Annotated in this window: 7 protein-coding genes; all 7 read right to left on the bottom strand. The window is 67.6% G+C overall.

Going from position 1 to position 6,991, the window contains the following annotated elements:
- On the bottom strand, positions 1-833 hold an 833-nt coding region (locus HUU96_RS08785), incomplete at its 3' end, for a hydroxymethylglutaryl-CoA lyase (protein WP_174292454.1).
- On the bottom strand, positions 833-2,044 hold the full coding sequence (locus HUU96_RS08780) for a CaiB/BaiF CoA transferase family protein (RefSeq protein WP_174292453.1): 1,212 nt from the start codon (positions 2,042-2,044) through the stop codon (positions 833-835). The genes HUU96_RS08780 and HUU96_RS08785, both read right to left, overlap by 1 nt.
- A complete protein-coding gene (locus HUU96_RS08775; protein WP_174292452.1) occupies positions 2,041-2,850 on the bottom strand; it encodes a kinase in 810 nt (269 codons plus the stop codon). Before HUU96_RS08775 ends, HUU96_RS08780 begins: the two co-directional genes overlap by 4 nt.
- Entirely contained in the window at positions 2,840-3,823 is a 984-nt protein-coding gene (locus HUU96_RS08770; RefSeq protein ID WP_174292451.1) for a 2-hydroxyacid dehydrogenase, read from the bottom strand. The genes HUU96_RS08775 and HUU96_RS08770 overlap by 11 nt, the downstream gene beginning before the upstream one ends.
- Positions 3,807-4,946: a lysophospholipase gene (locus tag HUU96_RS08765; RefSeq protein ID WP_254605146.1), complete on the bottom strand. Its 1,140-nt coding sequence runs from the start codon at positions 4,944-4,946 to the stop codon at positions 3,807-3,809. The genes HUU96_RS08770 and HUU96_RS08765 overlap by 17 nt, the downstream gene beginning before the upstream one ends.
- An 89-nt stretch (positions 4,947-5,035) precedes the next feature.
- A complete protein-coding gene (locus HUU96_RS08760; protein ID WP_174292449.1) occupies positions 5,036-5,773 on the bottom strand; it encodes a TetR/AcrR family transcriptional regulator in 738 nt (245 codons plus the stop codon).
- 107 nt (positions 5,774-5,880) lie between these two features.
- Positions 5,881-6,933: a GMC family oxidoreductase gene (locus tag HUU96_RS08755; protein ID WP_254605147.1), complete on the bottom strand. Its 1,053-nt coding sequence runs from the start codon at positions 6,931-6,933 to the stop codon at positions 5,881-5,883.
- Positions 6,934-6,991 lie beyond the last annotated feature (58 nt).

Genomic DNA, 6,991 nt, shown 5'->3' with positions numbered 1-6,991 from the left:
GCGGCCTGCGCCACCGCCAACAAAGCGGCGAGATCGACGCCGGTCGCGATGTGCATCTCATCGAACGTCCACACTACGTCCTCGGTCGCGACATTGCCGGTCGCGCCCGGCGCGAAGGGGCAGCCGCCCAATCCACCGAACGCGGCGTCGAGCACGGCGACGCCCGTCTGGAACGCGACCAGCGTATTGGCGACGCCGAGGCCATAGGTATCGTGGCCGTGATACGCCCAGGTCGGCCCGTCGTAGCGCGCCATCGCCGCGGTGAAGAGCGCGCCGACGCGATCAGGCGTGACGCGCCCGGTGGTGTCGCACAGCGCGATCTCGACGTCGGGATGAATCGGCACGAGCGCATCGAGGATCGCCAGCGTCTCCGCCGCATCGACCGCCCCGTCGAACGGGCAGTCGAAGGCGGTGGCGATGTTGAGCCGGACGCGTACCCCGACGGGGAGGGCGGCGGCGAGTCTGCGATACTCCTCGACCGAATCGGCGGGAGTGCGGCGCACGTTGTTCATGTTGTGCTTCTCGCTGACCGAGAGCACGAACGCGATGTGGTCGGCTCCCGCCGCCAGTGCCCTCTCGCAATACTTCTGGTTGGGAACGAGCACCTGCACGTCAAGTCCGGGCAGCGCGCGCGCCGCCGCCAGCACCTCCGCCGCATCAGCAAGCTGCGGGACCGCGCGGTCGCTGACGAAAGCGGTCGCCTCGATCCGGCGCAGACCGGCGGCGTGCAGGCGGCGGACGAGATCGATCTTGCTCGCGGTCGGGATGAACGGGCCGATCGGCTGGAACCCGTCGCGCGGGCCGACCTCGACGATCATTGCGGTAGCGAGCATCAAACGATCCCTTCCTTGATGAGCCGGGCGATCTCGTCGCGCGGAATGCCGAGCAGACCGTGCAGCACGTCGTCGTTGTGCGCTCCGATCGCGGGACCGGGCCAGCGCACGGCACCGGGATCCTCGACCACATGGGGTACGATCCCGGCCTGCAGCACGTCGCCGCCGAACGCCGGATCCGCCACTGCACGCACCATTCCGCGTTGGCGATATTGCGGGTCGGCCGCGATGTCCGCGGCGGTATAGACGCGCGAACTGGGGATGTCGGCCTCGGTCAGCAACGCGATGAGGGCTGCGGCGTCGTACTCCCGTGTCCAAGCCCCGATCAGCGCATCGAGCGCGACGACATTGGCGACTCTGGCCTGATTGCCCGTATAGTCCATTGTTTCGACCAGTTCGGACCGGCCGACCAGCGTCATGAGCCGAGCGAACAGCGGTTCCGAGTTCGCCGCAATGAGGATGAAGGCGCCGTCGGCCGTCGGATAGGCGTTGGTCGGCGCCGCCGTCGCGATGCCGCCGCCGGTCGGCTGCTTGACCCGGCCGAGCGCGCCGTATTCGGGCAGCATGCCTTCCATCAGGCTCAGCACGCTCTCGGTCAGCGCGACGTCGAGCGTGCGCGCGCGACCGTCCCCGCCCGCCCGGTCGCGCTGCCACAGCGCCGCCAGAACGCCGAGCGCGGCGTAGAGACCGGCGAGCGAGTCGCCGACGCTGACGCCCACGCGCACCGGCGGCAGGTCGCTGGTGCCGGGCGCATGGTCGGTCAGGTGGCGCAGGCCGCCGATCGCCTCGCCAATCACACCGAACGCGGCGCGGTCGCGGTACGGCCCGGTCTGGCCGTAGCCCGAGATGTGCGCTACGATCAGGTCGGGTCGCTCGGCGCGGAGCGTTTCCGGGCCGAGTCCGAGCTTGACGAGCTGGCCGGGGCGGAAATTCTCGATCACCGCATCGCATTCGCGAACCAACTGTAGCACGATCCGCTTCGCTTCCGGTCGTTTCAGGTCGAGCGTGACACTGCGCTTGTTGCGGCCATGCATCGACCACCACAGGGAATGGCCATCGACCTGTTCGCCCCATTGGCGCACCGGATCGCCCGTGCGCGGCTCGATCTTGATGATATCCGCGCCAAGATCGGCGAGCAGCCGCGTCGCGAACGGTGCTGCGACGAAATGCCCGATCTCGAGCACGCGCAGGCCGGACAGCACGCCGCTCATGCGACCCGAGCCAATGACGACAGCGGGGCACGCGCCGTATCGAGCTGGACGAGCAGGTCGGCCCGGCCCGGCATCTCGCGCAGAATATGCTCGGTCAGCCGCTGATAATGCTGGACAAAGGTCGCCACCGTGGCGTCATCCATTCCGTCGCCGGTCCGCGCGCGCAAGTCGTGCTCCTGTTGGGTCCGCCAGCCTGCGACGACGGCAAAGCTCGGCGCGGCGAGCAAGGCCAGCAGGTCGATCCGCCTGAACAGGCGCTGATAGTCCGATGCCAGCCGAGCGTTGACCCAGCGGCGCCAGCGGCCGTCGGCGTCAGCCCCGCGTTCGAGCGCGTTGACCGGCGTGGCCAGCTCGGTGACGGTTTCCGGCATCGCGCCGATGCACCAGCCCTCGAAGATCACCACGTCGACGCGGCCTTCGACGCGTTCCCATGAGGACCGTTCGACGCGGGTGTCGCGCGCCTTGTCGAAACGCGGGAGCGCCGTTGGGCCGCCATCGGAGAGCGCATCCAGCACGGCATGACCGAGCGCCACGTCATGCGTCCCCGGCACGCCGCGCGTGGCGAGCAGGGGATGCACGGAATCCGCCAATTGCATGCGTTCCTCGCGCGTGAGATACAGGTCGTCGAGCGACAGGGTTACCGCTGTGAGGCTGCGCGCCGTGAGTCGCTCGGCGAGGACGGCACTCGCCGTCGATTTTCCGCTGCCCTGCGCGCCACATAGCCCCAGCACGAGCGGTCGTGCCGGTGCCTGCCTCAGCCGGTCGAGTACCGCCGTCTCCAGTATGGCGACGACGTCAGGCGACACGGTCGAGCACCTCGCCGGTGGCAACGAACCGTTCGATATTGGCGACGACGCGCATCCCCATCGCGACGCGGGTGTCGCGCGTCGCGCTGCCGAGGTGCGGCAGCAGCACCACGTTGTCGAGCGCCAGCAGCGCTGGATCGACCGCCGGTTCGCGCTCGAACACGTCAAGACCGGCCGCGGCGATGCGGCCGGCGGCAAGGGCTACGGCAAGATCGTGCTCGTTCACCACCGTCCCGCGCGCCGTGTTCACCAGGATCGCTGTGGGTTTCATCAGCGCCAGCAGGCGAGCATCGACCAGATGCCGCGTCTCCGCCCCGCCGCGACAGTGGAGCGAGATCACGTCCGCCCGCGTCGCGAGTTCGTCGAGCGAAGCGAAGAACTGCGCCTCATGCTCGGCCTCGATCGCGGCCGACGCGCGGCGCGGCGCGTGGTAGGCGATGCGCATGCCGAGCGCGTGGGCGCGCGCCGCGGTCATCTGGCCGATCCGCCCGAACCCGACCAGTCCGAGCACCTTGCCGTTCACCCCTTGCCCAAGCAGATGCGTCGGTCGCCACCCCGCCCAGCGACCGGCGCGAAGCTCGCGCTCGCCTTCGCCGGCGCGCCGGCTCGCCATCAGGATCAGCAGCACGGCCAGCTCGGCGGTCGCGTCGGTGAGGACGTCGGGTGTGTTCGAGACCAGAATATCGGCGGCGCGTGCGGCTTCGAGGTCGATGTGATCGACCCCGGCCCCGTAATTGGCGATCAGGCGCACCGTGGCGCCGGCACTTGCGATCAGGTCGTGGTCGATCGTATCCGATACGGTGGGACACAGGATGTCGACGGTTCGCATCGCCTGAACGAGCGCGGCGCGACCGAGTTTGGCGTCGGGTTCGTTCAGCGTAACATCGTAGCGTGCGGCCAGCGCCTGTTCGACTTCGCCGGGCCAGCGGCGCGAGACGAACAGGCGGGGGCTTCGGTCAGGATATGGGCGCATGGTCGAAGCCGTGCGCGTGCATCCAGGTACGGATATGGCCGATCGCCTCCGCCCCGAGCTCGGGCTGACCCTGATAGTAATGCGTCGCACCCTTGATTTCGGCAAACAGCTTGTCGTCATGCGGTACGGCATCGAACAATCGATGGGCGTGGCTGGGCGCGCATGCATCGTCGGCGCTGTTGTTGATGACGAGCACCGGAACCGAAACCAGCGCGGCATTCCTGGGCCCGTCGCCGCGCGCGTCGTCGATGCTCCATTGCGACAGCCAGCTACGCAGCGACGAATAGCGCGCGAAGCCGATCGGGCTCATGTTCACGACGCGCGGATCGCCCATGTAACACCAGTCCGGACGGCGGTCGTTGGGATCGACGGCTGGGTCGAGCCAGCGCGGATCGGCCATCGTGCCGTGCGTGACGAAACCGAACTCCTCCTGCTCGCGTCCGCTGCGCTTGAGGCTTTCCAGCTTGGCCTTTGCCCAGGCGGTGATGCGCCGGTTGCGGGCGCGCTGTTCGGATCGATAGGTCTCCAAAAAAACGGCGCTGTACGGCGGCGCGACCGTGTCGCCGTACAGATCGAGCGATCCGTCCCGGACGTCGGGATTGGCTTCGTCACGGATCGACGCGTCGAGCGCGTCGGTCAGGATTTCATGGCGCGAGACATGCGCAGCGACGAACGCGATCCCGTCTGCCGGGATCAGCTTCGCGGCTGCGAGATCAATCGCGTCGCCGGCCGGGGTCGCGGTTATCGTCGGGTGCTCGGCCTGCGCTTGATAGAAGGCGGACAGCGACCCACCGCCGCTCCAACCGAGCAGGACGACCTTGGCATATCCCAGCTTCTCCTTGGCGTACCGCACTGCCGCGCCAAGATCGACCACCACCTTTTCCATGATGAGCGCATAGTCCGCCCCCCGGTAGCGACTGTCGCAGGCCAGGACATGAACGCCACTTTCCGCAAACCAACGCATGATCGGCAGGCCCGCCGTTCCGCCGATCGGGTGCATCGTGATCAGGATCGTGTCCGAGGGTGTTTCCGGAACCAGCAACGTCGCTTGTAGCGCGATCAGGCCGACGCTTCCGCCATAGGTATCCTTGAACGAGGACTCGTCCTTGAACACGATGGCCACCGGCCGACGGGCAAATGGTGTAGAAGAGGGCATGCGGCGCTTCTATGCAGCGTGCACTCACCCGTCAATCGGTGATATAGATCAAACGATCAGCTTGGGCCCTTGGTCGTCAAGCCGTTCAGGATGATGTCGACGACGAGATCCGCCTGCAGTTCCACCACGTCCTGCGCGAAAGGATCGCCATCCAGCAGCATTTGTGCGATCGAGCCAAGGTTGAACAAGGTCGCTGCGGCACCGTGGGCGAGCAGGGTCAGCATCGGAGCGGGATAGGATTTCAGCAGCCCGCTTCTGGCGCCCTCGACGAACAGCGCCTCGAACGCCGCGTAGTTGGGGCGGGCCAGCTCCTGGAACAGCCACATCATCCGCTCGCTGCTGCTCGATCCCTCGCGGTTGATGACGCGCCCGAGTTCGGGGTGCCGGGCGGAGGTCAGCACGAAGCTGCGCAGGAGTACCCGCAGACGGGATACCGCATCCAGGTCCTTGTACATCGCGCCGTCGAAGGTGGGTTTGATCGCCACGGTGCGGAACAGGTCCCGCATCGCGGCGCGCCACAGTTCGTCCTTGGTGCCGAAGTGATACAGCACCACCGATTGCGAACTCCCCGCCTGCTGCGCGACGTCCGCGGTGGACACTGCGTCAAAGCCCTTGTTGGCGAACAGGTCGAGCGCGGCCGCGAGAATGCGCTCCTTGCCCTTGCCGCGCCGCATCAGCGGGGATTTGGCGGCGGCCTTTTCAGATTTCGCGGCAGGGTTCGACGTTACTCTGCGCCTTGTCGGCTTTCCGGGGGGAGCATCCGGATCGGGCGGCGTCGCCTTGGTTTGTGCCATCGTGCTTCCGTCGCTTGAGCCGGTATGTCACCGCAGAGCCTGCAGCTATCGCGCGCGCGACCGTGCCATGCAAGTCGAGTGCGTTCGAGACGACCGGAGAGCCCGCGTCAGCGCTCCGCCAGCATCATGCGGGCGACGTTGCGTCCTGCCGCCATCGCCGGCGCATTGGTGTTGCCCGACGGCAGTTCGGGAAACAGCGAGGTGTCCACCACGCGCAGTCCGGCGACGCCGCGCACGCGCCCCGCGGGATCGGTGACAGCCGCATCGTCGCTGCCCATCCGACACGTGCCCGACACGTGAAAGGCGGTGCCGCCGCGAGCGTACAGGTCGTCGAGAATCGCGTCGTCGGATTGCACGGCCGGTCCTGGCGCCAGTTCGGCACGCACGATCCCGGCGAGCGCGGGCTGCGCCGCGATGTGCCGGATCGCGCGGACCATGCCGACGGAGGCGATGCGATCTTCGGCTTCCGCCAGATAATTGGCATCGACGTAGGGTGCCACCGCCGGGTCAGGCGACGTGATAAAGGTCTCGCCGCGCGAGCGCGGATGCATATAGTAGCCGCCGATGGTGAAGCCCGGTTCGGTCTCCAGCGCGAGTCCCCTGGGTCCGTCGGCGAGCGAATACAGCCCGACGCCGATCTGGCAATCCGGGCGCGGCAGGCCATCGCGGGACCGGATATAGCCGACCAGTTCCTGCGCGGCATGGCTCATCGGCCCGGCACTGGTGAACAGATAGCGCAGCACGTTGCGCAACAGCCTCAGGCCGGCGAACTCGTGATTGAGACCACCCTCGCTCACCCGGAACTTGGTCTGCAGATAGAAATGTTCACGCAAATTCTGCCCGACCTGCGGCTGGTCGTGGACGACCGCGATGTCGAGATCGCGCAGCAGCTTGCCCGGTCCGACCCCCGAAAGCTGCAGCAACTTTGGGGATTCGAGCGCACCGGCGCACAGGATCACCTCGCGGCCCGCGCGGATCGTGCGAATCCCCTGCTCGTCGCGGATTTCCACGCCTACCGCGGTCCGCCCATCGAAAACGATCCGTAGAACCTCGGTATCGCTCGCGACGGTCAGGTTCGGGCGCTGCATCGCCGGGCGCAGGAACGCCTTGGCGGCGCTCTGCCGCTTGCCGCGCCAGATCGTGCGCGCCTGATAGGCGATGCCGCCATCGGGCGCGGCGTTCGTGTCCGCGACGCGCGGGGTGCCCGCTTGCGCCAGA

The organism is Sphingomonas bacterium (genome assembly GCF_903644135.1).
In the GTDB taxonomy this organism is placed as follows: Bacteria; Pseudomonadota; Alphaproteobacteria; order Sphingomonadales; family Sphingomonadaceae; genus Sphingomonas.
Note: the sequence above shows the minus strand (reverse complement) of the source record. Positions and strands in the feature narration are given on the sequence as shown.

Excerpts from the sequence above, each read along its gene's own strand:
- HUU96_RS08780 (WP_174292453.1), bottom strand. The coding sequence starts at position 2,044 with ATGAGCGGCGTGCTGTCCGGCCTGCGCGTGCTCGAGATCGGGCATTTC.
- HUU96_RS08760 (WP_174292449.1), bottom strand. The coding sequence starts at position 5,773 with ATGGCACAAACCAAGGCGACGCCGCCCGATCCGGATGCTCCCCCCGGA.
- HUU96_RS08770 (WP_174292451.1), bottom strand. The coding sequence starts at position 3,823 with ATGCGCCCATATCCTGACCGAAGCCCCCGCCTGTTCGTCTCGCGCCGC.